Raw genomic sequence first — 25,287 nt, 5'->3', positions numbered from 1 at the left:
GCGCGGTTCAGGTCAGGCCCGCGTCGTGGGCGAGAAGGGCGATCTGGGTGCGGTTGTCCAGAGCGAGCTTCGTCAGGATGCTGGAGACGTGGGCCTTGACCGTGGTCACGCTCATGGCGAGTTCGGCGGCGATGTCGGCGTTGGTCCGGCCTCGTCCGATGGCCACGGCCACCTCGGACTCGCGGGGCGTGAGCGCGGCCAGCGTCGCCCGCGCCCGCTCGTACGTGCCGGTCTGCGTGATGGTGCGTTCCATCAGCCGCCGGGTGACGCGGGGCGACAGGATCGGGTCCCCGGCGGCGACGCGCGTGACCGCCTCCACCAGCTGGGGCGGCGGCGTGTCCTTGAGCAGGAAGCCGCCCGCCCCGGCCCGCAGCGCGCGCAGGATGTCCTCGTCCGCGTCGAAGGTGGTCAGAACGATCACCTCCGGCGGGGCGGGACGGGCGCGCAGCCTGCGGGTCGCGGTGATGCCGTCCACGCCGGGCATCCGCAGATCCATCAGGACGACGTCCGGCGCGTGCGCGTCGGCCGCGGCGACCGCCTCCCCGCCGTCCGCGGCCTCGCCCACCACCGAGATGCCCGCCGCGCCGTCCAGCATCATGGACAGCCCCGCCCGCACCAGAGGATCGTCGTCGACCAGCAGCACCCGGATCACGCGGGCCATGGTAGCGACGCGCGCAGCACGAACCGTCCTTCCGTCACCTGGTGATCCAGCCGCCCACCCGCCACCCGAACCCGCTCGGTCAGCCCCACCAACCCGACCCCGGCCCCCGGCAACCCCGAAGCCCCCGCGCCTGCCGCCGCCAGTCCGCCCGCCGTGTCCTCACGCGGCCCCGGCGCGACCTCCGTCCGCCCCCCACCCGCACGCGGAACCTGTGCTCCCGGCATAGCGCGCGCACCCGAACCCTGTGCGCCTGCTGCACCCCCACTCACCCCGCCGCCGCCCGCGTGTCGACCCTGCACGCCCGCCCCCTGCACGCCGTCCGTACGCAGTTGCCGCACGCTGAGCGCAGCGCTGCTCTGCCCTCCGTCCGCGCGGCGGGCTCCTGCACCCAGTGCGGCGGTGCTCTGCCCGCCGTCTGCGGACGGATGCTGTGTGTTTGGTGCGGCGGTGCTCTGCCCGCCGTCTGCGGACGGATGCTGTGTGTTTGGTGCGGCGGTGCTCTGCTGACCGTCTGCGCGTGGTGCCTGTGAACCCGGCGTAGCGGCGCTCTGTGCGTCGCCTGTGCCCGGTTGCCGTGCGCTTGCCGCGGCGGTACTTGGCCGACCGTCCGCGCGTGAGGCCGCTGCGCCCAGTGCGGCTGTGAATTGTGCGTCGTCTGTGCGCGGGGGTGGTGCCTTTGATGCGGACGCGGTTTGCGTGGTGAGGGCGTCGGGAGTTCGTGTGCGCGGCGGGGGTGGGGGCTGGGTGGTTGCTGCGCTTGGGCTGGCCGCCGTGAGTAGCGGGTTGCTGATGTCGATGAGCAGGCGGGTGCCTGGGGTGCCGTGCAGCAGGACCGCGACCGGCTGGCCGGGGGCGTGCTTGCGCGCGTTGGTCAGTCCTTCTTGGACGACCCGGTAGGCGGCCCGTCCGATGGCAGGCGGGAACGTGGCGTCCGGGCGAGCGGAGGCCGTGCCCGGACGGGCGGACGTGTCTCGACCGGTGGGGGAGGCGTCGTCCGGGGTGAGGCTCAGCTCGTCGCGGAGGTCGATGGGCTGTCCGGCTTCGCGTGCTTCGTCGATCAGGCGGGGGAGGTCGGCGAGGGTGGGCTGGGGCGTGGTCGCGGGGTCGGCGTCGTCCTCGTGCAGGAGGCCGATCACCTCACGCAGTTCCTCCAGCGCCTGGTGCACCCCGGCGCGGACGACCCCGGCGGCCTTGGCAACCTGCTCCGGAGAGGCGTCCGGACGGTACTCCAGCGCTCCGGCATGCGTCGCGACCAGCGACAACCGGTGGGCCAGGACGTCGTGCATCTCCCGGGCGAGCGTGCGCCGCTCGGCCATGCGCGCTTCGGCGACCCGCCGTCCCTGCTCGGCCTCCGCGCGGACGGCCCGCTCGTGCAGCGAGATGAGCAGAGCGCGGCGGGACCGGGCCAGCGCTCCCCAGCCGAGCAGCGCTCCGTAGGTGGCGAGGATCAGCGCCAGCCACCAGCCGAGGGAGATGCCGGAGTCGGGACGCCACCACCCCCGGACGACATGCGCGCCGAAGCCCGCCGATGCCACGCCCGCCGCGACGGCGAACCGGTTCCGCTGGGCCACCTGCAGCGCGCCGGTCGTCGCCACCGGGGTCGCCGCGGGCGACACCGCCGCGAGGACGGTGGCGGCGAGCGTGCCGGAGACCGGCCACCGCCACTGCACGACCGCCGCGACCAGGCTCAACACCGCGAACGCGACGTCCAGCCACAGTGGAGCCCCGGCGGGCCGCCACCACACGGACGCGCCGGTCAGCGCGCCCACCACGACGATCACACTCGCCGCCTCAACCGGACGCGGACCTCGGGAGTCGCTCATCGGGCCAAGCTAACGGCCAGGACAGAACGGGCGGCACCTACCAAAGTCGGACCCACCCCGCCCCGAGGGCGGACAACCCGCGACCGACCGCCCGATGTCCGGGCGCGGCCGCGCGGGCCAAGCTCGGCGGCATGAACTCCTCGCTCAAGCAGCCCCTCCTCACCATCGCCGCCGCCGCGACGTCCGCGCTCGCCGTGTGGACCGTGGCGGTCCCCGTGGCCGGGATCGACCTGACCGTCCGCATGGGTGACGGAACCAGCACCGTCGGACCTCTGATGATCGTCCTGACGAGCGTCCTCGCCGCTCTCTCCGGCTGGATCCTCCTGGCCATCCTGCGCCGACGCTCCCCCCGCGCCGAGCGAGTCTGGCCGATCGTCGCCCCCGGCGTGCTCGCCGCGTCCCTCACCGGCCCGTCCAACAGCGCCGTCGGAGTGTCCTCCACCCTCATCCTCGTCCTGCTCCACCTCACCGTCGGCGCCGTAGTGATCCTCGGCCTACGCCCCCGCCCCACCCCCACCACCACCTGACCCGCCCTTCACCCGTGCTCGACCCACCCAACCCCAGCCCAGCCCGGCCGCCTCACCCGCCCGCAACCACTCGCCCTCCCCGAATCCTGCGACTGACCCACCCCAGCCCGGCCCCACCTCTCACCCACGCCCGCCGACCACCGCCCCCCAACCACCGCCGACCACTGCCCCCGGTCGCACCCTCGTCCGCCCGCCCGCTGCCTACGGGCCCGCCGCCTACGGGCCCGCCGCTCACCGCCCCCGCCCAGGGCCCCGGGCCGCACCCTCGTCCGGCGGTCGCCATGCCGAAGCCGTTGCTCTTTCTCCCGCCAGGGGCCGACGGGTGGGTTGAACGGGGTGGGGACGTCGCGCGGTCGTGGCCTCAAGCGGATGCTGGCCGTCCGCCGTCCGCCGTCCGCCGTCCGCCGTCCGCCGTCCGCCGTCCGCCGTCCGCCGTCCGCCGTCCGTGAGTCAGGTGGTCGGACGGGGGCGGTGTGGCTTCGGGGGGCATCGACCGGGTACCCGTTCGCGCCAGGGGGAGTAGGGGTGGCGTCTGTCTGCTGGGGTGGGGGGGGGTACGGAGTCGGGCGGGTGGGGCCGCCTGGGGGCTGGTGGTGTCGGGTTACTTGGGGGGTTTCTGGGTGGCGGTGGTCAGGGCGTTGCGGGCTTGGACGATGCGGTTCCAGGCGTCGCCCATGGCGGGGTAGTCGCCCTTTGACCGGGCGTTGTTGTAGTCGTCGACGGCCTTGGACAGGTCGTTGATCGCCTTCTGCGCCTCGGGGGACAGCTTGCCGTTGCCGGGCTGGCCCGGCTGGGTGCCGGGGGACTGGCCGGTGCCGGAGCCGAAGAGGCTGCTCATCGCGGACTGGAGGAGGTCCGTGTCGGCCTGGGGCTTGTCGGAGCGGCTGGCGAAGGCGACGCGGTCGCCGTACTTGACCAGGACGGCCAGGAGGGTCGGATACGGGGCCTGGTTGCTCTGGGTCGTCTGCGAGTACAGCGGCTCGACGTAGAGCAGGCCGCCCGCGAACGGCAGGGACAGCAGGTTTCCGAGCTTCGTTTCGGTGCCGCTGTTGCGCGTGGGGAACAGCAGGTTCCGGATGGCCTGGTCGTTCTCGAACGCCTGCTGCACCTGGCCCGGGCCCTGCGGGCGCGGCTGGCCGGGTTGGTCGGCGGTCGGCATCTCCAGCAGGCGCAGCCTGCCATAGCCGGGATCGCCGGGAGTCGAGTCCGCAGTGAGGAAGGCCGACAGGTAGCGCTGGCCTCGCGGCGTGTACACCGAGGTCAGAGAGAAGCGTGGCTGCCCGGACTGGTCGCTCGCGCCTCCTTGCGCGCCGTTCGACGCGCCCGGTTGGCCACCGCTCTGGGCCCCCGGCTGGGCGCCGCCCGATTGTGGTGGTTGTGGTCCGGTTTGCGGGGCGGCGGTGGACGGTGCGGGGCTCGGGGTCAGAGGGGACATGGCCGCGGTCGTGCGCGGACGGCCGCCGGGTTGTGGGGAACTCGGCCCGGCGGCCGGGCGCTGGGCGGGCTGGGGCTGGACGCCTGGTTGCGCGGGCATGCGGAGGCTCAGGTAGTACGGGGGTTGCGTCTTGCCCTTGTTGGCGGGGGACGGGTCCTCCGGGACGTCCCAGAAACCCTGGCCGCCGTAGAAGGCGTCCGCCTGGGTGACGTGGTACTGGGCCAGGATGCGGCGCTGGACCTTGAACAGGTCCTCCGGGTAGCGCAGGTGGTTCAGCAGGTCGGGCGGGATCGCGGACCTGGGCTCGACGGTGCCGGGGAAGACCTTCGTCCACGTCCTGGCGATCGGGTCCTGGTCGTCCCAGAGGTAGAGGTGGACGGTGCCGTCGTAGGCGTCGACGGTGGCCTTGACCGAGTTCCGCAGGTAGTTGATCTTGTGGTCGGCCTGCTTGGCGACGGCGGAGCGGGTGTCGGTGATGGTGTCGCGGGTGGCGTCCTGGAGGCCGAGGGTCTGGGAGTACGGGTAGCCGTTGGACGTGGTGTAGCCGTCCAGCACCCACTGGATGCGGTTGCCGACCGCGACCGGGTACGGGTTGCCGTCGAGGGTCAGCCAGGGCGCGGCGCGGTGCACGATCTCGCGCGGCGTGCGGTGGTAGAGGATCCGGGCGTCCTTCTTGATCGCCCCGGAGAGCAGCAGGTTCCAGTCCTGGAACTTGGCGGCGAACAGCGTCCGGTTCAGCGCGGAGTCGATCCGCACGCCGCCCCGGCCCGCGTAGGTCGTGTTGACCTGCTGCGAGCTGTTGGACGGGTCGGGGTGGTCGAACTCCTTCTGCCCCCGGCCGCCGACGATCGAGTAGTCGGTCGTCCGCTCGCCGAAGTAGATCTGCGGCGTGCCGACGGGGGCGCCGGTGAGGTCCTTCTGGGGGATGTCCTTCTGCTGGAAGTCGGGGGTGCCGTCGGCGGTGAGGCGCTCGCCGGGCGCGCGGACGAAGCCGTAGCCGTGGGTGTAGATCAGCCGGTCCTTCACCCAGCTGTTCTGGCCCTTCGGCGGGCCGGACAGCTCCCGGACGGCGACGACCGAGTCCTCCGGGCGGCCGTTCACCTGGTAGCGGTCGACGTCCAGGGTGTCGGGGAAGCGGTAGAACTCGCGGTTCTGCTGGAGCTGCTGGTAGGTCGGGCTGATCACGACCGGGTCGAGCAGCCGGACGCCGGACAGGTCGCGCGCGGCGGCAGCGAGCTTGCCTTGGTCGTTCTCCGGATGGCCGCCGTACGGCTCGAGCGTGACGCCGTTGACGCCGTAGGCGGCGCGGGTCGCGTCGATGTTGCGCTGGATGAAGCGGCGTTCCCTGTTCTGCTCGTCCGGCTTCACCTGGAAGCGCTGGATCAACAGCGGGTACAGGCCGCCGATGAGCAGCGCCGACAGCACCAGCAGGATCAGGCCGACCCCGGGCAGCGTCATGCCGCGCCGCAGCAGGTTGGAGAAGAACAACAGCGCGCAGACGATCGCGATGACCGCGAGGATCGTCTTCGCGGGCAGCAGCGCGTTGACGTCGGTATAGGACGCCCCTGTGCGGACGCCCCGTTCGGAGTGCACCAGGCCGTACCGGTCGAACCAGTAGGCGAACGCCTTCAGCAGCACGAACAGGCCGATCAGCACCGACAGGTGCGCGCGCGCCGCCGGACTGACCTTGTCGCCCGGCCCCTGCAGCCGCAGCCCGCCGTACAGGTAGTGGACCATCACGGCGGCCAGCATCGACAGGATCACGGTCGCGAACACGACGCCCAGCACCAGCCGCAGGAACGGGTAGGTGAAGACGTAGAACGAGATGTCCTTGTGGAACTGCGGATCGCGGACGCCGAAGCTCGTCCGGTTCAGGAACGCCAGCCAGACCGGCCACCGCCCGGCCACGGACGCGCCGGTGAGCACGCCGAGCAGCAGCAGCGTCGCGGCCGTGACCGCCCGGCGTCGCGGATCGAGGATCGTCCGGTACCGGTCGAGCCCCTGCTGCTCGACCGACAGCGGCCGGTAGGCCGGGCGCAGCCGGTGCGCCACCGCCATGTTCACCCCGACCACGAGCGCCATCAGCAGGCCGCCGCCGAAGAACAGCGACGCGCGCGCCCACAGCTGGGTCGTGTAGACGGACGAGAGGCCGACCGAGCGGTACCAGAGCAGGTTGGTCCAGATCGCGGTGACGACCGTGAAGGCGATCACCAGGACGGTCAGAGTCACGAGCGTGGGAAGCAGCAGCCGGGACCGGCCACCGCCGAGCCGCCGCCGGATTCCGGGAGTCCGGAAGGTCAACGGGCCCCTCCGTTCAGATCGCGCCCCCACCGGCATCCCCCGCCGGTGCTGTCCTAGAAACCTACCGAGTGGTCCCGCGACGTCCCCAGTTCCACGTCCAATTGTGGATAACCCGCCGCCAAGTGGGTTCGGGCCTACAAATGCGTTCGGGCTGAGTGGGGCGAGCCGGAACCGTGCCGGACGCATTCGCGGACAGGGGCCGGGAGGTCGCGGCCAACGCACGCGCGCGGACGGGGGAAGATGGCCTTGTGAGCCACCTCGAAGAAGTCGTCCAGGACCTGGAACGCCACGCCGCCGAGCAGGGATGGGACGCGGCGCCCAAGCTGTACGCGCTGGTCTACGGCAGTGAGATCCGCACCACCGAGCCCGACCTCGCCGCCGAACTGGGGCTGGCCACGGACTCCGGGCAGGGCGACACCCTCGCCGCGCTGGAGCAGCCCGAGCTGCCCGCGCAGGCGTCCGTGGAGGACGCGCTGGCGACCATCGCCTGGCCGGACGCGGTCGCGGGCTGCGCGCTGGTCATCGAGCGGGTCGTCCTGCCGCCGGAGGCCGAGGAGGAGATCCCGGCCGACCCGGACGAGGCCGCCTCCTACGCCGCGGGCCACCCGGGCCGCGAGGACGTCCGCATGATCGTCGGCGTGCTGCGCGACGGCGAGCGGCACTCCGCGCTCCGGCTGCGCCGCCACGAGATGGACGACGAGGTGCTGGTCGGCCCCGACCTCGTGCCCGCGCTCGCCGACGCCCTCGCCGCGACCCTCGAGCCGGACGTCCCCGCCGAGCACCCCGAACACGCCTGACAGATCCCACCACGACCACCCGAACCGCCGGTCCCCGTCGCCGCGCGAGGCATGGCGACGGCGCCGACCGCGCGTGGCCCCATCCGCCACGCGCGCTCACCCGATCCCGCGAGACCACCCCGGTCCCGCACCCCGGTCCCGCGACCGGCTCGGTCACGCGATCACTCCGGTCACGCGATCACTCCGGTCACGGGACCACTCCGGTCACGCGACGACTCCGGTCACGGGACCACTCCGGTCACGCGCGATCACCTCGGCACGTCGGTTTCGGGTGGGTTCTTCGATCGTGCGCGATGCCACGGCCGACCTGGGGTCGGGTGGGGTGGTCGAGTAGGCTGCGACGCGTGAGCGAGGCGACCCACTCCCCAGCCGAACCCGACCCGGGAGCCCCCGGAGCGGACGCCTTCGACGTCGTCCGGATGTGCGAGGTGCGCGACACCCCACTGTCGGTGGACGAGGTGTTCGCGGTCGTCCAGGACAGGGCGGCCGGGGGCACGGCGGTGTTCGTCGGGACGGTCCGCGACCATGATCACGCGCGCGAGGTCAGCAGCCTGTCCTACAGCGCCCACCCGACCGTGGAGCGGGAGCTGCGGCGGGTGATGGAGAAGGTGGCGGCCGACTTCCCCGTGCGGGCGATCGCGGCCGCGCACCGGGTCGGCGACCTGGAGATCGGCGACCTGGCCGTGGTGGTCGCGGCGTCCTGCCCGCACCGCGGGGAGGCGTTCGCGGCCTGCCGGCGGCTGATCGACGACCTCAAGGCCGAGGTGCCGATCTGGAAGCACCAGGGGTTCGCCGACGGCGGGGACGAGTGGGTCGGGGCCTGCTGACTCCGGGCGTGCCCGTAGGCTTTCCGACATGTCTCGTCGTGCCGTCACGCTCGCCGTCGCGAGCGCGCTCCTGCTGGCGCTGGTGATCGTCGGCGCACTGCTCCCGGTCCCGTATGTCGCGCTGTACCCCGGCCCCACGGCCAACACGCTGGGCGACAACGGGAAGGGCGTGCCGCTCGTCCAGATCGACGGACGGCAGACCTATCCCGCCACCGGCCACCTGAACTTCGTCACGGTCACCTACCGGGGCGGACCGGACGCGCGGATCGACCTGTTCACCGCGCTGCGCGGCTGGTTGTCGAAGGACACCGCGATCGTGCCCGAGGAGACGATCTTCCCCAAGCACGAGTCGCAGCAGCAGGTGGACGCCGAGAACACCCGGCAGATGCAGGACTCGCAGGAGAACGCCGAGGCCGCGGCGCTGCAGGAGCTGGGCATCAAGGTCCCGACGCGGGTCCTGGTCAACTCCGTCCAGAAGGACAAGCCCGCCGCCGGGAAGCTCCAGCCGAACGACGAGATCACCGCGGTGAACGGCGTGAAGACCGCGAACGTCGACCAGGTCAAGGCCCAGATGGCCAAGGCCGGGGTCGGCGGGAGGGCCGCCCTCGAGGTGCTGCGGGCGAACACGCCGGCCAAGGTCGACCTGACCACCGCCAAGGGCCAGGACGGCAAGCCGGTGATCGGCGTGGTCCTCGCGGAGGACTACAAGTTCCCGTTCAAGATCAACATCAGCGTCGGGGACATCGGCGGGCCGAGCGCGGGCCTGATGTTCTCGCTGTCCATCGTGGACAAGCTGACCCCGGGGCCGCTCACCGGCGGCAAGTTCATCGCGGGCACCGGGACGATCACCCCGGAGGGCCAGGTCGGCCCGATCGGCGGCATCCAGCAGAAGATGATCGCGGCGCGCCGCGCGGGGGCGACGGTCTTCCTCACCCCGAAGGACAACTGCGCCGAGGCGCTGGGCGCGCGCCCGGGCGGCCTCCGGCTCGTCCGCGCGGACACGCTGCACGGCGCGATCCAGTCGCTGAACGCCCTGAACTCCGGTCAGGGCGCTATTCCCGCCTGCACGAAATAGCGTCCGGACGGGTTCCCGAGACGCTCCGGGACGCTCCCGGGACGCCCCCAGCGCGCCACTTCGGGAAACTGATTTGGTCCACTCCCGTTCATGCCCTAGAGTTAAGACATCGCCGCGGGGTGGAGCAGTTCGGTAGCTCGCTGGGCTCATAACCCAGAGGTCGCAGGTTCAAATCCTGCCCCCGCTACCAGGTTCGAAGGCCCGGAGTCAGAAATGGCTCCGGGCCTTCGGCGTTTCACCGCCCGCGCGCTTCGGACGTCCGGGCGAAAGCCCCTTGGACGGTTGGGACGGTTCAGGGGGCCGGGAGCGTCCGGGTGTCCGAGATCACCCGGTCAGCTCCTGTGGGTGACCAGCTGCCGCCAGGTCTTCGGCCCGACGACGCCGTCCACGTTCAGGCCGACGTCCTCCTGGAAGCGGCGTACGGCCGCCTCGGTCTTCGGGCCGAAGTCGCCGTCCACCCCGCCCGCCTTCAGATAGCCCTGCTTCACCAGTTCGGTCTGCGCGGCCCGGACGAAGTCGCCCTCGTCCCCCCGCCGGACGGTCGAGTCGACGGTGTGGCCGTCGGTGAGCTTGCCCCAGGTCACCGGGCCGACGATGCCGTCGACGGCGATCCCGGCGAATTCCTGGAACTCCCGGACGGCGTGCTCGGTCTTCGGACCGAAGTCACCGTCCGGCTTCAGGTGCCGCGAGGCCTCACGGGCCGCGCGCAGGATGTACTGCACCGTGGTGACGTCCGGCCCGCGGCTTCCCCTGTGCAGCTCCGGCCATGCGTTCGCCATGCCGTTCCCACCTCCCCATGGTGGATTTGACTCTCCTGTCAGACAACTCCTGACAGGGGTCGTCGCACAAGCGCCCTGGCAGCGCATCCGCCTGTGTCCGGCGGGACACCCGCGTATGACCGGCGGCGCTCCCACGCCCCACGCCCCACGCCCCGCGCCCACCCGCCCAGCGGGCGCCGCCCGCGACCCCGCTCCCGCGACCCCGCCCCTGGCGATCCGTCCCGCGAAGGCCGGTCCGCCTCGGGTCAGCGGCCGAGGTGGGGGGCGATGGTCAGTGCGAGGTGCAGGGTGAGGCGGTCACGCCCGTCCGACAGGACGAGCCCGGTGATCTCCTCGATGCGCCGCAGCCGGTGGTACAGCGTCTGCCGGTGGACGTTCAGCACCGCGGCCGTGGCGTGGACGCTGCCCGCGTGGTCGAGGTAGGTGAGGGCCGTCCGGGCGAGTTCCGCGTGCTTCGGCTCCAGGAAGCGCGAGATCCCCGGGGTCAGGACGGTCTGGGCCAGCGAATCGTCGTCCCCGAGCCTGAGCAGTCGCAGCGCCCCCAGATCAGACCACGCGCGAGTCACCCCGCCCGCCGCCTCGCCCGCCGCCTCGGCGGCCGTTCCAGCCGCGCGGGCGGCTACTCGGGCGCGGAGCCAGCCCTCACGCACGCGCGCGAGGTCGGGGCAGGGGTCGGACAGCCCGGCCGCGACGGGCCCGGAGCCGCGTTCCTCCAGTAGGCGGCGGGCCCGCGCCACGATCGTCTCGGTGGACGAGGCGTCATGCGGGATCGCCAGGACGTGGTCGCGTTCCCATGTCGTGGTCAGGACGGACCGGGGCAGCAGCCAGGGGTTCAGGGGCTGGGGCTCGGCGTCCGGGGTGCGCAGGACGGCCACGACGAGCGGCGGTTCGAGCGCCTCGGCGAGCGCGGCGGCAGCCGATGTCCGCACCTCGGCGTGCGCGGACAGCAGGTCGGCGAGCTGCCAGCCCAGGTCGGCGCGCTCGCGGGACTGCCGGGCCATGAGCAGCCCGGCGCGCTCGGAGAGCGGCGCGGCGCGCGCGAGCAGGTCGTCGCCGATACGGCCCTCGTCGTCCAGGAGCCACAGGTAGCCGTAGGTGACCGACCGCCACCGGACGGGCAGGCAGACCCGGCCGAGCACGCCCGCCGCCGGGTCGGCGGGGATCCGCACCGGCCCGGTGGCGCGCGCGATCCCGTACCGCTCGAACCGGGACCGGACCTCCTCGGTGGCGCGCCGGTGCAGGATCGACTCCATCCGGACGGGGTCGATGGCCCCGCCGTGCGCTGCGTACGCGACGAGATGGAAGTCACGGTCCTCGAGCGTCGCGGGCGCGCCGAGCAGGTCGGCGACCAGTTCGGTCAGCTCCTGGAGGTCCCCCGCTCCGGCCACCGTCACCCCTCATACACATGTCTGAACAACCGGCTGCCATCAAGTGACAGTTGACTATATCCGCGCAGGTCAGGAGGGCCTAGCGTCGAAGTGAGGGTCCGTGTCGTCCGACTCGCGACCCCATTGTCACGTTCATGCCGACTCGTCCCGACCGACTCGCCGGAAACCGGAGGTTCCCCGTGCTCGCTTCCATCCTTCTCGCGGCCGCGCGCAGCGCGCGGATGCGCGGCCTCGTCACCTCCGTTCCGCTCACCCGGGGCGTCGTCGACCGCTTCGTCGCCGGGGAGGACCTCGGCGCGGCGATCCTGGCCATCCAGGAGCTCAACGCGGACGGCCTGAAGGTCACCCTCGACCACCTCGGCGAGGACACCACCGACCGCGCCCAGGCCGACGCCACCCGTGACGCCTACCTGGAGCTGTTCAAGGCGCTCGCCGTCGAGGGCCTGACCTCCGGCGCGGACGCGTCGCTGAAGCTGTCCGCGCTCGGCCAGTCGCTGCCCGGCGACGGCGAGGCCATCGCGCTGGAGAACGCCCGGACGGTCGCCGCCGCCGCGGACGGCCTCGGCATGACGATCACGCTCGACATGGAGGACCACACCACGGTCGACTCCACCCTCGGCATCCTGCGCGAGCTGCGCGCCGACTTCCCCGCGACCGGCGTCGCGATCCAGGCGATGCTGCACCGCACCGAGGGCGACCTCGCCGAGCTGACCGGCCCCGGATCGCGCGTCCGGCTCGTCAAGGGCGCCTACGCCGAGCCCGAGTCGGTCGCCCACCAGTCCAAGAAGGACGTCGACCGGGCCTACGTCCGGGCGCTGAAGACGCTGATGGAGGGCGAGGGCCACCCGATGGTGGGCAGCCACGACCCGCGCATCATCGACATCGCGCTCGACCTCGCGCACCGCAACGACCGCGAGCCCGGCAGCTACGAGTTCCAGATGCTGTACGGCATCCGCGCGGGCGAGCAGCGCCGCCTGGCCGAGTCCGGCGAGGACATGCGCGTCTACGTCCCGTACGGCTCCGACTGGTACGGCTACTTCATGCGCCGCCTGGCCGAGCGCCCCGCCAACCTGGCCTTCTTCCTCCGCTCCTTCATCTCCCGCTGACCCCGCTGACGCGCCTTCCGCCGACGCGCCCAACGCCGACGCGCCGGCCCGTCCGCCGCCGATCCGTCCGCCGCCGACCGCGGTGAGCACCCCCGCCGACCACCCGACCGACTCCGCAGGAGGTCCCATGGACGCCGTGACCAACGTCCCAGCACCGGTGAACGAGCCGATCCTCGGCTACGCGCCCGGCAGCCCCGAGCGGGCCCGCCTGGAGGCGAAGCTGGCCGAGCTGCAGGCGCAGGCCCCGATCGACCTGCCGATGACCATCGGCGGCGAGCGGCGGATGGGCGCGGGCGAGAAGGTCCAGGTCGTCCAGCCGCACCGGAGGGCGTCCGTGCTCGGCACCTTCGGCACCGCCACGCAGGACGACGCGCGCGACGCGATCCAGGCCGCGCTGAAGGCCGCCCCGGCCTGGCGCGACCTGTCCTTCGACGACCGCGCCGCGATCTTCCTGAAGGCCGCCGACCTGATGTCGGGGCCGTGGCGCGAGACGATCGCCGCCGCGACCATGCTCGGCCAGTCCAAGACCGCGCAGCAGGCCGAGATCGACAGCGCCTGCGAGCTGATCGACTTCTGGCGCTTCAACGTGCACTTCGCCCGGCAGGTCCTCGCCGAGCAGCCGGTCTCCTCGCCCGGCGTGTGGAACCGGTCCGACCACCGTCCGCTGGAGGGGTTCGTCTACGCGATCACCCCCTTCAACTTCACCGCGATCGCCGCGAACCTGCCGACCGCCGCCGCGCTCATGGGCAACGTCGTGGTCTGGAAGCCGTCCCCGACGCAGACCTACGCGGCCGTGAAGACCATGGAGCTGCTGGAGGAGGCCGGGCTGCCCAAGGGCGTGATCAACCTGGTCACCGGCGACGGCATCGCGGTGTCGGAGGTCGCGCTCGCGCACCCCGAGCTCGCGGGCATCCACTTCACCGGCTCGACCGCCACCTTCCAGCACCTGTGGAAGACCGTCGGCGGCAACATCGACAAGTACCGCACCTACCCGCGCCTGGTCGGCGAGACCGGCGGCAAGGACTTCGTGGTCGCGCACCCGTCCGCGGACCGGGCCGTCCTGAAGACCGCGCTCGTCCGCGGCGCGTTCGAGTACCAGGGCCAGAAGTGCTCCGCCGCGTCCCGCGCCTACGTGCCGCGGTCGATCTGGGAGGACGGCTTCCGCGAGGAGCTCGCCGCCGAGGTCGAGTCGCTGACCACGGGCGACGTCACGGACCTGGCGAACTTCATGGGCGCGGTCATCGACGAGCGCTCGTTCGCCAAGAACAAGGCCGCGATCGACCGCGCGCACGCCGACCCGAAGGTCGACGTCGTCGCGGGCGGCTCCTACGACGACGCCGAGGGCTTCTTCGTCCGGCCGACCGTGCTGGTGTCGGACGACCCGGAGAACGACATCTTCCGGACCGAGTACTTCGGCCCGATCCTCGGCGTCCACGTCTACGACGACGACAAGTACGACGAGATGCTGGCGCAGATGGAGTCGGTGTCGGCGTACGCGCTGACCGGCGCCGTCATCGCGCAGGACCGCGCCGCCGCCGCGCACACCGCCCAGGTGCTGCGCTTCGCCGCCGGCAACTTCTACATCAACGACAAGCCGACCGGCGCGGTCGTCGGCCAGCAGCCGTTCGGCGGCGGCCGGGCGTCCGGGACGAACGACAAGGCCGGTTCGATCCTGAACCTGCTGCGCTGGACGTCCCCGCGCTCCATCAAGGAGACGTTCGTCCCGCCGACGGACTACCGCTACCCGCACATGGGCTGACCCCCAGGCGGGCGGGCAGAGACACCCAGCCCCGGGTGAAGGGAGACATGATCCTCTTCGCCCGGGGCTGGTCCAGTTCCACGTGCGGATGCGCCACCAGCAGCTCCTCCAGCGCCACGCGCGCCTGGAGCCGGGCCAGGTGCGACCCGATGCAGAAGTGGACGCCGCTCGCGAACCCGAGGTGGCGCGGGATGCTCCGCCTCACGTCCAGGGTGCCGGCGGACGGCCCGAACTCCCGCTCGTCCCGGTTCGCGGCGCCGTAGAGCAGCATCACCTTCTCCCCGGCGGGGATCTCGACGCCGCGGACGGTGACCGGACGCGTCGTCGTCCGCCCGAGCGCCTGCACCGAGCCCTCCAGCCGCAGGCACTCCAGCAGCGCGTTCGGGATCAGCGACGGGTCGGCCCGCAGGAGTTCGCGCTGGTCGGGACGTCCCGACAGCAGCGCGACGGCATGCGAGACCAGGTTCCCCGTCGTGTCGTTGCCGCCCGCGACGATCACGAAGCAGAACCCGAGGACGTCCCAGTCGGTGAGCCTCTCGCCGTCCGCCTCCGCGACCGTCAGGACGCTGATCAGGTCGTCGCCCGGCCTGGCGCGCCGCTCGGCGATGACGCCGCTGAAGTACTCGAACATCTCCGCCACGGCCCGCGCGCCCGAGCCCTCGACCATCGCGGACGTGTCGAAACCCTGGTCCTGGAAGGTCGTCAGCGCCGAGACCCACGGGCCGAACCGGGCCCGGTCGGTTTCGGGGACGCCCAGCAGTTCGGCCAGCGCGAACGTCGGCAGGGGCGAGGAGAAGTCGCGGTGCAGGTCGACGGTCTCGCCGTCCGCCTCCCGCCGCCTCATCTCGGCCAGACGCGCGCGCACGAAGGCGCGCAGCGTGTCCTCCATGGCGGCGGTGCGGCGTGGCGTGAACCCGTGGCTGATCAGCCGCCGCAGGACGGTGTGCCGCGGCGGATCGAGCATCACCATCGTCGGGGCGAGACCCAGCTTCCCGATCTCGTCCTCGTAGAACGTCAGGCCGCGCGCGGACGAGAACGTCTCGTGGTCGCGGACGGCCTCCCACACGTCCTCGAAGCGGGACAGCGCCCAGAACGGCGGGTCGGCGTGCCGGTGGACGGGATCGTCGTCGCGCAGCCGCCGGTAGGCCGGATAGGGGTCGGCCTGGAAGGCGGGATCGAACGGGTCGTAGACGTCGGTCGTTTCGGTGCCGGTCGTGTTGCCGGTCGTGTTGCCGGTCGCTTCGGTCATGCCGGGCCTCCCGGGGAGTATCGGGTCCCGCCATTCAACGCCCGCGCCGCCGGTTTGCCTAAGGGGCCGGGACCTCATAGGGTGAGCACGTCATCGCGGGGTGGAGCAGTTCGGTAGCTCGCTGGGCTCATAACCCAGAGGTCGCAGGTTCAAATCCTGCCCCCGCTACCAAATCCGAGGGCCCGGAACCGATACGGTTCCGGGCCCTCGGCGTTTCCCCTGAGGTCTCGTTTCGGCCTGGCCGCTTCGGTCATGCCGGGGGCCGCCTGAGAGATACCGGCCTCCCCTGGTCAACGCCCGAGCCGCCGGTTTGCCTAAGGAACCGGGACCCCATAATGTTGAGACATCGCCGCGGGGTGGAGCAGTTCGGTAGCTCGCTGGGCTCATAACCCAGAGGTCGCAGGTTCAAATCCTGCCCCCGCTACCAAGAGCCGAAGGCCCGATCCGAATCCGGATCGGGCCTTCGGCGTTTTCCGGGTCCGTTCGTTTCCGGGGCGGTTCGGGGCTGCCGGGCAGGCACATTAGCCTGGGGATATGCGGAATGTGGCGGGAGCGGCGGTTCTGGACGCGGTGTGCGTGCTCGTTTTCGTGGCGATCGGACGGGCATCACACGACGAGGCGTCCAGCGTCACCGGGTTCCTCAACACGGCGTGGCCGTTCCTGACCGGCGCCCTCATCGGCTGGCTGGCCACCCGGGCCTGGCACGACCCGGCGAGGCTGGTGCCCTCCGGCCTCGGGATCTGGGTCGCGGCCGTCGCGGGCGGCATGCTGCTGCGCGTCGTGTCCGGGCAGGGCGTCGCCGTCGCGTTCGTGATCGTCGCGACGCTGTTCCTCGGGCTGGTGCTGCTCGGCTGGCGCGCCGTCGCCACGCTCGTCCACCGCCGCACCCGGACGGCCTGAACACCGCTGCCCGGGACCGGCCGTCCAAGGGCGGTTCCTGAAGGGCCGCCGAAGGGCCGCTGAAGGCCGCTGAACAGCCAGGACACACGAGCCGGGCAGGGCTGTCGCGTGGCCGTCCCGAGCCTGCCGACGTGGGTGCTCGGCCCCTGTTGACGCGGACGGCCGGACGCTGGTGAAGTTACCCACGAGTCACGGGAGTGACCGGGAGAAAGCGCATAAGGGGACACCGATGGCATCCGCACTGCGGAACTGGCTGGACAAGCCGAACACCGGACGCGGCGTCAGCCTGGCCACCGACGACGGAGGCTGGGACCACCACGACTACGGCCGGCTGGCGTCCGCGGCGCGGCGCACCGCGGGTGCGCTGATCGAGGCGGGGGTGCGGCCCGGCGACGTGGTCTGCGTCGTCCTGCCGACCGACTTCACCTGCGTGGAGACCTACTTCGGGGTGTGGGCGGCCGGCGCCACCGTCTGCCTGGTCACCCCGCCGCTGTTCCAGGACGGTGACGACTACGTCGCGCACGTCGCCGCGATCCTGCGGCAGGCGAGGCCGGTCCTGACCATCGCGTCCGACGACCTGGCCCCCCTCGCCGCCCGCGCGATGGCCGACGCCGGGCTGGACGGCGAGCCGTGGGCGCCCCGCCAGGCCGAGCACGAGGCCGAGGTGCAGCCCGCCGGAGAGCTCGCGATCCTGCAGTTCACGTCCGGGTCGTCCGGCGCGCCGCGCGGCGTGATGGTCACCTGGGAGAACCTCGAGGCCAACTGTGAGCTGATCGCGCGCACGGCCGGGTTCCAGGACGGCGACGAGGTCGCCACCTGGCTGCCGCTGTACCACGACATGGGCCTGATCGGCTGCTTCATCACCCCGATCGCGCTGCAGTGCGACCTGAGGCTGATGCGGCCGGACCACTTCATCCGCGACCCCGCACGCTGGATCCGCTGCTTCGCGACCGCGACGCACACCGCCGCGCCGCCGTTCGCCTACGCCTACTGCGCGCGCCGGGTGAAGCCCGAGCAGCTCGAGGGCGTCGACCTGTCCGGCTGGCGGATGGCGCTGATCGGGGCCGAGCCGATCGACCCGCACTCGCTGGAGGTCTTCGCCGAGCTGCTGGAGCCGTTCGGGTTCCACCGCGAGGCGTTCAACCCGGCCTACGGCATGGCCGAGACGACGCTGCTGGTCACCATGGACCACGCCTGGCGGCTGCCGCTGGCCGTCCGTCCGGACCCGGCGTCGCTGGCGTTCGGGCAGCCGGTGCGGATCCTGGAGCAGCACGAGGTGGGCGCGCACTCCAAGGGGGCGAAGTCCGGCTGGATCGTCGGCTGCGGCACGCCCGAGGAGGACGTCCCGGTCCGGATCCTGGACGACGACGGGAACGAGCTGGCCGACGGGCTGCTGGGCGAGATCGTCGTGGGCGGCGCGTCCGCGTGCCCCGGCTACTACGCGGGCGCCGAGGCCAAGTCGACGCGGTTCGGGGACGGCCCGTCCGGTCAGGGATGGTCCGTCTTCACCGGGGACGCCGGGTTCTTCCACGAGGGACGGCTGTTCGTCCTCGGGCGGATGGGCGACAGCATCAAGGTGCGCGGACGGTCGGTCTACGTCGAGGACCTGGAGGCGCGCATCGCCGAGGTCAGCAGGCTCGGCAAGGGGCGCATCACGGTCACGGCCGTGCCGGGCGCGGGCCAGCGGGGGCTGGCGCTGTTCGCCGAGACCAACGACGAGGCGTGGGTGGGCGACGTCCGCGAGATGCTGCGCCGCCGCGTCGGCGAGGACGTCGAGGTCACGATCATCGTCGGGACCGGGCTGATCCAGCGGACGTCCAGCGGCAAGCCGCGCCGCCGCTACATGTGGGAGCAGTTCCAGGCGGGCCGCCTGCCGAACGCCCGCCTGGCCGGGTAGCGCTGGGCCGAAGGGTTCTCGCCGCGGGGTGAGGCTTCTGTGTCCGGGCGGGCGAGCGTGCCCGTCCGGGAACAGGGGGTGAGCTTCGGCACGTTGCACCTTCGTCAAGGACAAGATCACACCCCGGCACCATCACTTGTTGATAAAACAGTCGATGGTGGTCTACGTGGCGTTACCGGCGGAAGGTCGACGATGCCCCCTGGTGCGAGGTCCCTGCTCCGGCTCGGCGCGCGGCTGGGGTCGACCGCGCAGAACGCCCTGGAGGTGGCGCGGTTCGGCGGCCTCGCCACCGACGAGGACGCCTCGCCCAGCGAGATCGTCGCGCAGCGGCGCACCTATCGGCTCCGCCACTATTTCCCCTCCGGAGGGGAAGCGGAGACCGTCGAGGACGATAAGCGGCCGGTGATGCTGCTCGTCCCGCCGCTGATGATCACGGCCGAGGTGTACGACATCTCGTCCCGGGTGAGCGCGGTCGCCGAGCTGCACCGGCTCGGCGTCGACCCGTGGGTGGTCGACTTCGGCGCGCCCGAGCGCGAGCCTGGCGGGCTCGAGCGGACGGTCACCGACCACGTCCTCGCGGTCAGCGACGCCGTCGACCGGGTGCGCGCCGCGACCGGACGCGACGTGCACCTCGGCGGCTACTCGCAGGGCGGCATGTTCGTCTACCAGACCGCCGCCTACCGGCGCAGCCGCGGCATCGAGTCGGTCGTGACGTTCGGCAGCCCGGCCGACACGTCCGTGGCGCTGCCGTTCGGCCTGCCGAGCTGGCTCGCGACCGACGCCGCCGGACGCGTCCCGGACGCGCTGCTCCGCAACCTCGACGTCCCCGGCTGGGTGACGCGCACCGGGTTCCAGCTGCTCAGCCCGGTGAAGTCGGTGCGCAGCCGGGTCGACTTCTTGCTCCAGCTGCACGACCGCGAGGCGCTCGCGCCGCGCGAACGCCAGCGGCAGTTCCTCGAGCGCACCGGCTGGGTCGCCTGGCCGGGCCCGGCGCTGAACGAGTTCGTCCGCCAGTTCATCCAGCACAACCGGATGCTGACCGGCGGCTTCGTCATCGGTGACCGCCTGGTCACCCTCGCCGACATCACCTGCCCGGTGCTGACGTTCGTCGGCGAGGTCGACGAGATCGCCTCGCCGCCGATGGTCCGCGGCATCCGGCGGGCCTCGCCGCGCGCCGAGGTGTACGAGATGGCGCTGCGCGCCGGGCACTTCGGGCTCGTCGTCGGATCCCTCGCGATGGCGCAGACCTGGCCGACCGTCGCGGAGTGGACGCGGTGGCGCGCGGGCACCGCCGACCTGCCGCCCGAGGTGCGCAAGGTGGACGGCGGTGTCGGAGGTGTCGGAGGTGTCGGTGACGAGAGGGCCGTCCCGCCCGCGCCGCCCGGCGGAGCCGCCGGGTACGGCTTCAACCTCGCCCTCGGGGTCGGCGCGAACACGCTGCGGTCCGCCGTCCGGACGGCCACGCGCGCCGTCCAGGGCAGTCGCCTGCTCGCGCACGAGGCGACGCAGAACCTGCCGAGGCTCGCGCGCCTGGAACGCATCCAGCACGACACCCGCATGTCGCTCGGCCTCCTCCTGGACGAGCAGCACGACCGCGCGCCGGACGACGTCTTCTTCCTCTACCACGGGCGCGCCTACACGCAGGAGGCCGCGAAGAAGCGCATCGACGCCGTGGTCAGGGGGCTCATCCACATCGGCGTCCGGCAGGGCGACCCGGTGGGCGTCCTCATGCACACGCGTCCCACCGCGCTCGCGCTCGTCGCCGCCCTGAGCAGGCTCGGCGCGGTCGCGGTGCTGCTGCGCCCGGACGGCGACACCGCGCGTGAGGCCGCCCTCGCCGGGGTCACGCGCGTCATCGCCGACCCGGACAACGCGTCCGCCGCCGCGGCGCTCGACCTGCCCGTCCACCTGCTGGGCGGCGTGCAGACGCGCGGCGACGCCCCGGAGATCCCCGACATGGAGGAGATCGACCCGGACACCGTGCCGCTGCCCGCCTGGTACCGGCCGAACCCCGGCCGCGCGGGCGACGCCGCGTTCGTCCTGTTCGCCGGTGACGGTGAGCACATGCGAGTGAACCGCATCACGAACCGGCGGTGGGCGCTGTCGGCGTTCGGCACGGCGTCGTCCGCGGCGCTGTCCCCGGCCGACACGGTCTTCTCGATCACGCCGCTCCAGCATCCGTCCGCGCTGATGATGAGCCTCGGCGGGGCCGCCGCGGCCGGATCGCGCCTGGCGCTCGCGTCCGCCTACGACCCCGAGACGTTCTGGGACGAGGCGCGCCGCTACGGCGTGACCGTCGCGTCCTACACCTGGACGCTGCTGCGCGACCTGGTCAACGCGCCGCCGAACCCGGCCGAGCTGCACCATCCGGTGCGGCTGTTCATCGGGTCGGGCATGCCGCGCGGGCTGTGGCGGCGCGTGGAGGAGCGGTTCGCGCCCGCGCGCGTGCTGGAGTTCTACGCGTCCACCGAGGGCGAGGCCGTGCTGGTCAACCTCAGCGGCAAGAAGCCGGGCTCGCTGGGGCGTCCGCTGCCCGGCAGCACCGAGGTCCGGCTCGCCCGCTACGACCTGGAGAGCGGACGGCTCGTCGAGGGCCCGGAGGGGTTCGCCGAGGAGAGCGCGCCCGGCGAGATCGGGATGCTGCTGGCACGCGTCCGCCCGGAGACCGTGCAACTCGGACGGCGTCCGTTGCGCGGCGTGTTCGCCCCCGAGGACGCCTGGAAGGTCACCGGCGACCTGTTCCGCCGCGACGAGGACGGCGACTTCTGGCTGGTCGGACGGGACGCCGAGCTGATCCGCACCCCCGCCGGGATCGTCCCGCCGGGCCCGGCCCGCGACGCCCTCGGCGACCTCCCGCAGGTCGACACGGTCGCCGTCTACGGCGTCCCGGCGGGCGACTCCGAGCTGGTCGCCGCCGCGATCACGCTGTGCCCCGGCGCGGAGCTGAAGCCGGTCGATCTGGCCGAGACCCTGCTGCGGGTCGAGCCGGAACTGCGCCCGGCGGTCGTCCGGGTCGTGACCGCCATCCCGGTCATGCTCGGCCACCGGCTCGATCCCCGCGCGCTGCGCGAGGAGGGCGTGCCCGAGCCGGACGCGGGGGAGACCTACCACCGCGACCCGGCGGGCGCCTACCGTCCACTCACGCCCGCCGCCCGCCGCAAGCTCCTGCGCTAGCACGGCGTCGGCAGGCCGCCGCGCCAGCGACGGTCAAGCAAGCTGCTGCGCGCTGCGACGGTGGGTAGCCTGCTGCGCCAGCGCTGGTCGGCAGGCCGTCGCGTCAGCGCTGGTCAGCGGGTGTTAGCGGTCGTTGGTTGGCGGGTGTCAGTGGTGGACGTGGACGCGCTCGCCGTTCCTCACCATCTCGGGGAGCATGTCGCCCGCGAGCATCGGCAGGCGGACGCAGCCGTGCGACGCCCGCCGGTTCGGCACCTCCATCGAGCCGTGCATCGCGTAGCCCTCGTGGAAGAACAGCGGCCGGTACATGTAGCCGAGCGGGGACTTGTGCCAGCCGGAGATCCGGCGCGTCACGCGGAAGTCGCCCGCGGGCGTGCGCGCGATGCCGCAGTGTCCCTTCTCGCAGTAGTGGCGTCCGGAGCCGGTGGAGATGTGCGAGATCATCCGGATCCTCCCGCCCTTGTACACGGTGAGGACCTGGTGCCGGAGGTCGATGTCCACGTGGCTGCGGGACCGGTCGGCGGTCAGCCGCCGCGGCCGCTTCGGGTGGGCGAGCGCGCGCATGAAGCGGTGGCTCAGGCGTCCGTTGGGGGCCATGCCGTTCACCTTCTGGAACGCCCAGATCGCGTTCTTGGTGAACTCGGTGTACGCGCCGTTCGCCGGTCCGGGGACGTAGTGCAGCGCCTCAAGGCGTCGCTGGACGGCACGAAGGTCGACGGCCGGACGCCGCTTCACCGGCCTCACGGGCTTGGCGGCGGGCGGTGCCGCGGACTCGGACGGTGCCGCGGACTCGGGCGGCGCCGCGGACTCGGACGGTGCCGCGGACTCGGACGGCCTCACATCCCTCGGAGGGTGAGCGGCCGGGTTTCTCGGCGGGGTGGACGAGGCGTCCCCCGTCGACGTGCTCCCCGGCCCTGGCGGTGACACGGGGTAGGAGAAGGGGGATACGTCGAAATCGCCCGGGTACGGGTCCGCCGGGACGGCCGCAGCGGTCGTCCCGGGCACGGCTTCGGCGGGTGTCGCCGGGACGGGCGCGAGCGCGGGCACGGACGGGACGGCGAAGACGGAGGTGGCGGCGAGCGCGAGACCGGCGAGCATGGCCCGGACGTTAGGTCGGACGCGCGTCGTCCGCGTCCGGCGACACCCGGTGCCGAACTCAACCTTTACCAGCCCATCTCCCTTGGGCGACGCTGGACGCGGAGCGGGCCGTCCAGAGCCGCGCGCCGCCCCCGGGCACACGGAGCGTCGAGCCTATGGACACGCGGGGAAGCGGCACGCTACAACAGAGGAACAAATTCAGCACTTTTGTAGCGCACCGGACTGATCGGCCCCGCGGGCAGCCGCGAGCGGGCGGCCCGTCCCGTGCGCGGGAGGTACCGCATGGCCACGCGCGTCCTCGCCGCCCCGCCCGCGGGCAGCGACCTCAAGCCCGTCGTCGGGACGCCGGGGATCCCCCTGGTCGGCAGCACGCTGCAGGCGATGCGGCGTCCGGTCGAACTGTCGCGGGACCGGTACGAGCGGTTCGGCCCGGTCAGCTGGAGCTGGCTGCTCGGCCAGCGGACGGTGACCGTCCAGGGGCCGGAGGCCGCCGAGGCCGTGCTGGTCAACCGGGACAAGGCGTTCGCGAACGGCCCGGCCTGGAGCTTCTTCATCGGGCCGTTCTTCACCCGTGGGATCATGCTGCTCGACTTCGAGGAGCACCTGCACCACCGGCGCATCATGCAGCAGGCGTTCACCCGGCAGCGGCTCCGGACCTACCAGGAGACGATGGCGCCGAGCATCGGCAAGGGCCTGGACGCGTGGGTCCCCGGCCGCGGCTTCAAGGTCTACGACCACGTCAAGCAGCTCACCCTCGACCTCGCGACCGACGTGTTCATGGGCATCGACCTCGACCGCGCGGAGGCCGACCGGATCAACGGCGCGTTCATCGACGCCGTCCGCGCCGGGACGGCCTACGTCCGCTTCCCGGTGCCCGGCCTGCGCTGGCACAAGGGCCTTCAGGCGCGCAGGGTGCTGGAGGAGTTCTTCCGGACGCACCTGCCCGCCAAGCGCCGGGACGGCGGCGACGACCTGTTCGCCGCGCTGTGCGCCGCCGAGACCGACGACGGCCACCGGTTCACCGACGAGGACGTCGTCAACCACATGATCTTCGCGCTGATGGCGGCGCACGACACCACCACCATCACGCTCACCACCATGGCGTACTACCTGGCCAAGTACCCCGAGTGGCAGGAGCGGCTGAGGGACGAGTCGCTCGCGCTCGGCAGGCCCGTCCTCACCCCGGACGACCTGGACGCCATGACCGGCATCGACGCGGTCATGAAGGAGTCGCTGCGCCTGGTGTCGCCCGTGCCCGCGCTGCCGCGCAAGGCCGTCCGGGACACCGAGGTGCTCGGTTTCCACATCCCGGCGGGCACCACCGTGGTCGTCCCGCAGCTCACCAACCACCGCATGGCGAGCGTCTGGGCGGACCCGGACGAGTTCGACCCCGGCCGGTTCGCGCCGGACCGCCGCGAGGACAGGTCGCACAGGTACGCCTGGTCGCCGTTCGGTGGCGGCGCGCACAAGTGCATCGGCCTGCACTTCGCCGGGATGCAGGTCAAGAGCGTCATGCACCAGTGGCTGCTGCGGTACCGGTGGAGCGTGCCCGGACGCTACACCTGGCCGCTCGACACCACGTCCCTGCCGTCCCCGAAGGACGGCCTCCCCGTCCACCTGGAGCGTCTGCCATGAGCTTGGAGGGCATGCCATGAGCAAGGTCGTCGTCATCACCGGTGCGGCGCGCGGCATCGGCTTCGCCACCGCGCGCGCGTGCAAGGCCAGGGGCGGGACGGTCGTCATCGGCGACATCGACGAATCCGCCGTGAAGGCCGCAGGGAAGGGGCTGGGCGTCACGGCGCTCCCGGTGGACGTCACGTCGCGCGAGTCGTTCGAGACGTTCCTCGCGGAGGCCGAGGTCGCGCACGGGCCCGTCGACGTCCTCGTCAACAACGCCGGGATCATGCCGATCGGGCCGGTGACCGAGGAGTCCGACGCGGACGCGCGCCGCTGCGTGGACATCAACGTGCACGGCGTCATGCTCGGCACCAAGCTCGCCCTCGAGCGGATGCTGCCGCGCGGACGCGGCCACGTCGTGAACATCGCCTCGCTCGCGGGCCTGCTCCCGACGCCCGGCCTCGCGCTCTACAACGCGAGCAAGGCCGCCGTCGTCGCGTTCACCGAGGCCACGCGGCTGGAGGTGCTGGGAAGCGGCGTCCACGTGACCGCCGTCCTGCCGTCCTTCACCAACACCGAGCTCATCGCCGGGACGTCGTCGCCGCGCGGGCAGAAGAACTGCGAGCCCGAGGACATCGCGGACGCCGTCGTCGCGGCCATCGGCCGTCCGCGCGCGCAGGTCGTCGTCCCGGCGAACCTCGCCTTCCCGACGAGGCTCGGGCAGCTGTTCCCGGAACGCGTCCGGGAGGCCGTCATGAGGACGTACCGCCTCGACAAGGTGTTCCTGAACTGGGACCACGAGGCCCGCAAGGCCTACGACGACCGCATCCGAAGCTAGCCGCGGTCCCGGGGCCTCAGGGCCCCGGGATCGCTG

18 protein-coding genes and 3 tRNA genes are annotated in these 25,287 nt (G+C 72.4%); 14 read left to right on the top strand and 7 right to left on the bottom strand.

The annotated features are described in order from the left end of the window. Nucleotides 1–7 precede the first annotated feature (7 nt). Complete coding sequence (locus P696_RS0120770; protein WP_026413835.1) at nucleotides 8–661, bottom strand: response regulator; 654 nt, start codon at nucleotides 659–661, stop codon at nucleotides 8–10. Further along, nucleotides 649–2,484: a histidine kinase gene (locus P696_RS59365; protein ID WP_084337886.1), complete on the bottom strand. Its 1,836-nt coding sequence runs from the start codon at nucleotides 2,482–2,484 to the stop codon at nucleotides 649–651. The genes P696_RS0120770 and P696_RS59365 overlap by 13 nt, the downstream gene beginning before the upstream one ends. Before the next feature lie 131 nt (nucleotides 2,485–2,615). On the opposite strand from P696_RS59365, the gene P696_RS0120760 reads away from it, so the two are divergent. Then, entirely contained in the window at nucleotides 2,616–3,011 is a 396-nt protein-coding gene (locus tag P696_RS0120760) for a DUF6069 family protein (protein WP_026413834.1), read from the top strand. Nucleotides 3,012–3,612: 601 nt separating this feature from the next. Here the strand turns inward: P696_RS0120760 and P696_RS46980 are convergent. Beyond that, a complete protein-coding gene (locus P696_RS46980; RefSeq protein WP_170026534.1) occupies nucleotides 3,613–6,747 on the bottom strand; it encodes a UPF0182 family membrane protein in 3,135 nt (1,044 codons plus the stop codon). Nucleotides 6,748–6,995: 248 nt separating this feature from the next. On the opposite strand from P696_RS46980, the gene P696_RS0120750 reads away from it, so the two are divergent. The 4 genes from P696_RS0120750 to P696_RS0120735 all read left to right on the top strand — a co-directional run bounded on the left by P696_RS0120750 (nucleotide 6,996) and on the right by P696_RS0120735 (nucleotide 9,636). Further along, entirely contained in the window at nucleotides 6,996–7,544 is a 549-nt protein-coding gene (locus P696_RS0120750) for a PPA1309 family protein (RefSeq protein WP_026413833.1), read from the top strand. A gap of 419 nt (nucleotides 7,545–7,963) precedes the next feature. Continuing rightward, nucleotides 7,964–8,371 carry a molybdenum cofactor biosynthesis protein MoaE gene (locus tag P696_RS0120745; RefSeq protein WP_026413832.1) on the top strand — a complete coding sequence of 136 codons (408 nt, stop codon included), beginning with the start codon at nucleotides 7,964–7,966 and terminating at the stop codon, nucleotides 8,369–8,371. A 28-nt stretch (nucleotides 8,372–8,399) separates the two neighbouring features. After that, a complete protein-coding gene (locus P696_RS0120740) occupies nucleotides 8,400–9,446 on the top strand; it encodes a YlbL family protein (RefSeq protein WP_026413831.1) in 1,047 nt (348 codons plus the stop codon). A 113-nt stretch (nucleotides 9,447–9,559) separates the two neighbouring features. Then, nucleotides 9,560–9,636: transfer RNA gene (locus tag P696_RS0120735), tRNA-Met, on the top strand. A gap of 142 nt (nucleotides 9,637–9,778) precedes the next feature. On the opposite strand, the gene P696_RS0120730 is transcribed toward P696_RS0120735, so the two are convergent. Next, the gene (locus P696_RS0120730) at nucleotides 9,779–10,225 is read right to left on the bottom strand and encodes a peptidoglycan-binding domain-containing protein (protein ID WP_026413830.1); all 447 of its coding nucleotides are present in this window, start codon (nucleotides 10,223–10,225) and stop codon (nucleotides 9,779–9,781) included. A gap of 245 nt (nucleotides 10,226–10,470) precedes the next feature. Further along, on the bottom strand, nucleotides 10,471–11,613 hold the full coding sequence (locus P696_RS0120725; protein WP_084337940.1) for a PucR family transcriptional regulator: 1,143 nt from the start codon (nucleotides 11,611–11,613) through the stop codon (nucleotides 10,471–10,473). 179 nt (nucleotides 11,614–11,792) lie between these two features. On the opposite strand from P696_RS0120725, the gene P696_RS0120720 reads away from it, so the two are divergent. Further along, nucleotides 11,793–12,719: a proline dehydrogenase family protein gene (locus tag P696_RS0120720; RefSeq protein ID WP_026413828.1), complete on the top strand. Its 927-nt coding sequence runs from the start codon at nucleotides 11,793–11,795 to the stop codon at nucleotides 12,717–12,719. Nucleotides 12,720–12,846: 127 nt separating this feature from the next. Continuing rightward, nucleotides 12,847–14,478: an L-glutamate gamma-semialdehyde dehydrogenase gene (gene pruA, locus P696_RS0120715; RefSeq protein WP_026413827.1), complete on the top strand. Its 1,632-nt coding sequence runs from the start codon at nucleotides 12,847–12,849 to the stop codon at nucleotides 14,476–14,478. On the opposite strand, the gene P696_RS46975 is transcribed toward pruA, so the two are convergent. Next, the gene (locus P696_RS46975; RefSeq protein ID WP_051467937.1) at nucleotides 14,426–15,727 is read right to left on the bottom strand and encodes a cytochrome P450; all 1,302 of its coding nucleotides are present in this window, start codon (nucleotides 15,725–15,727) and stop codon (nucleotides 14,426–14,428) included. The genes pruA and P696_RS46975 overlap by 53 nt on opposite strands. Nucleotides 15,728–15,821: 94 nt before the next feature. Between P696_RS46975 and P696_RS0120705 the strand changes: the two genes are divergently transcribed. From P696_RS0120705 to P696_RS0120685, 5 genes are all read left to right on the top strand, one after another. Continuing rightward, nucleotides 15,822–15,898 (top strand) — tRNA-Met (locus P696_RS0120705). A 179-nt stretch (nucleotides 15,899–16,077) separates the two neighbouring features. After that, a tRNA-Met gene (locus P696_RS0120700) sits at nucleotides 16,078–16,154 on the top strand. 107 nt (nucleotides 16,155–16,261) lie between these two features. Next, nucleotides 16,262–16,627 carry a DUF3054 domain-containing protein gene (locus P696_RS0120695; RefSeq protein WP_026413826.1) on the top strand — a complete coding sequence of 122 codons (366 nt, stop codon included), beginning with the start codon at nucleotides 16,262–16,264 and terminating at the stop codon, nucleotides 16,625–16,627. Between the two features lie 229 nt (nucleotides 16,628–16,856). Next, entirely contained in the window at nucleotides 16,857–18,524 is a 1,668-nt protein-coding gene (locus tag P696_RS0120690) for an AMP-binding protein (RefSeq protein WP_026413825.1), read from the top strand. Between the two features lie 192 nt (nucleotides 18,525–18,716). Further along, nucleotides 18,717–21,698, top strand: coding sequence for an AMP-binding protein (locus tag P696_RS0120685; protein WP_026413824.1), 2,982 nt, complete (start codon nucleotides 18,717–18,719; stop codon nucleotides 21,696–21,698). 147 nt (nucleotides 21,699–21,845) lie between these two features. On the opposite strand, the gene P696_RS54620 is transcribed toward P696_RS0120685, so the two are convergent. Beyond that, the gene (locus tag P696_RS54620; protein WP_051467936.1) at nucleotides 21,846–22,796 is read right to left on the bottom strand and encodes a L,D-transpeptidase family protein; all 951 of its coding nucleotides are present in this window, start codon (nucleotides 22,794–22,796) and stop codon (nucleotides 21,846–21,848) included. Between the two features lie 282 nt (nucleotides 22,797–23,078). On the opposite strand from P696_RS54620, the gene P696_RS0120675 reads away from it, so the two are divergent. Both P696_RS0120675 and P696_RS0120670 read left to right on the top strand, forming a co-directional pair. Further along, a complete protein-coding gene (locus P696_RS0120675; RefSeq protein WP_026413823.1) occupies nucleotides 23,079–24,431 on the top strand; it encodes a cytochrome P450 in 1,353 nt (450 codons plus the stop codon). A 16-nt stretch (nucleotides 24,432–24,447) separates the two neighbouring features. Continuing rightward, entirely contained in the window at nucleotides 24,448–25,251 is an 804-nt protein-coding gene (locus P696_RS0120670; RefSeq protein ID WP_026413822.1) for an SDR family oxidoreductase, read from the top strand. Nucleotides 25,252–25,287: the final 36 nt, after the last annotated feature.

Source organism: Actinomadura oligospora ATCC 43269 (genome assembly GCF_000518265.1).
GTDB classification, from domain to species: Bacteria; Actinomycetota; Actinomycetes; order Streptosporangiales; family Streptosporangiaceae; genus Spirillospora; species Spirillospora oligospora.
Note: the sequence above shows the minus strand (reverse complement) of the source record. Positions and strands in the feature narration are given on the sequence as shown.

Coding starts and splice junctions, on each gene's coding strand:
- P696_RS0120670 (WP_026413822.1), top strand. CDS start 24,448: ATGAGCAAGGTCGTCGTCATCACCGGTGCGGCGCGCGGCATCGGCTTC.
- P696_RS54620 (WP_051467936.1), bottom strand. CDS start 22,796: ATGCTCGCCGGTCTCGCGCTCGCCGCCACCTCCGTCTTCGCCGTCCCG.
- P696_RS0120695 (WP_026413826.1), top strand. CDS start 16,262: ATGCGGAATGTGGCGGGAGCGGCGGTTCTGGACGCGGTGTGCGTGCTC.
- P696_RS46975 (WP_051467937.1), bottom strand. CDS start 15,727: ATGACCGAAGCGACCGGCAACACGACCGGCAACACGACCGGCACCGAA.
- pruA (WP_026413827.1), top strand. CDS start 12,847: ATGGACGCCGTGACCAACGTCCCAGCACCGGTGAACGAGCCGATCCTC.
- P696_RS0120685 (WP_026413824.1), top strand. CDS start 18,717: ATGCCCCCTGGTGCGAGGTCCCTGCTCCGGCTCGGCGCGCGGCTGGGG.
- P696_RS0120690 (WP_026413825.1), top strand. CDS start 16,857: ATGGCATCCGCACTGCGGAACTGGCTGGACAAGCCGAACACCGGACGC.
- P696_RS0120760 (WP_026413834.1), top strand. CDS start 2,616: ATGAACTCCTCGCTCAAGCAGCCCCTCCTCACCATCGCCGCCGCCGCG.
- P696_RS59365 (WP_084337886.1), bottom strand. CDS start 2,484: ATGAGCGACTCCCGAGGTCCGCGTCCGGTTGAGGCGGCGAGTGTGATC.
- P696_RS0120770 (WP_026413835.1), bottom strand. CDS start 661: ATGGCCCGCGTGATCCGGGTGCTGCTGGTCGACGACGATCCTCTGGTG.
- P696_RS0120745 (WP_026413832.1), top strand. CDS start 7,964: ATGTGCGAGGTGCGCGACACCCCACTGTCGGTGGACGAGGTGTTCGCG.
- P696_RS0120675 (WP_026413823.1), top strand. CDS start 23,079: ATGGCCACGCGCGTCCTCGCCGCCCCGCCCGCGGGCAGCGACCTCAAG.
- P696_RS0120730 (WP_026413830.1), bottom strand. CDS start 10,225: ATGGCGAACGCATGGCCGGAGCTGCACAGGGGAAGCCGCGGGCCGGAC.
- P696_RS0120740 (WP_026413831.1), top strand. CDS start 8,400: ATGTCTCGTCGTGCCGTCACGCTCGCCGTCGCGAGCGCGCTCCTGCTG.